This is a genomic window from Bradyrhizobium uaiense (assembly GCF_010811875.1).
Classification (GTDB): Bacteria; Pseudomonadota; Alphaproteobacteria; order Rhizobiales; family Xanthobacteraceae; genus Bradyrhizobium; species Bradyrhizobium uaiense.
This window is the reverse complement of the sequence record NZ_VKHP01000769.1, coordinates 1-249: the sequence shown is the minus strand read 5'-3', so window position 1 is coordinate 249 and position 249 is coordinate 1. Positions and strand designations below refer to the sequence as shown.

Below are 249 nucleotides of genomic sequence, written 5' to 3'. Positions count from 1 at the left end.
TTGCTTTGGCCGAGATTGATCGCGCGATAGCAGCCAACGTGCGCTTTGGATGTGTGCTGGCGGATGCAGGATACGGACTTAGCGCACCATTTCGACAAGGGCTAACAGAGCGCGGGCTGGCCTGGGCTGTCGGCATCCCTCGGCACCTGAAGGTGTATCCGGTCGATGTGAAGCTCATTTGGCCGATCACCAAAGTCCGCGGGAAACCACGAAAGCACCACGTGCCCGATATCTTATCGATTGCGGCAG

General features: G+C 58.2%; 1 protein-coding gene. It reads left to right on the top strand.

Annotation, left to right across the window (positions count from 1 at the left end; all coding sequences use genetic code 11):
* Positions 1–249 (top strand): transposase (locus tag FNJ47_RS47390; protein ID WP_163163670.1); only part of this gene is annotated, 249 nt, incomplete at both ends.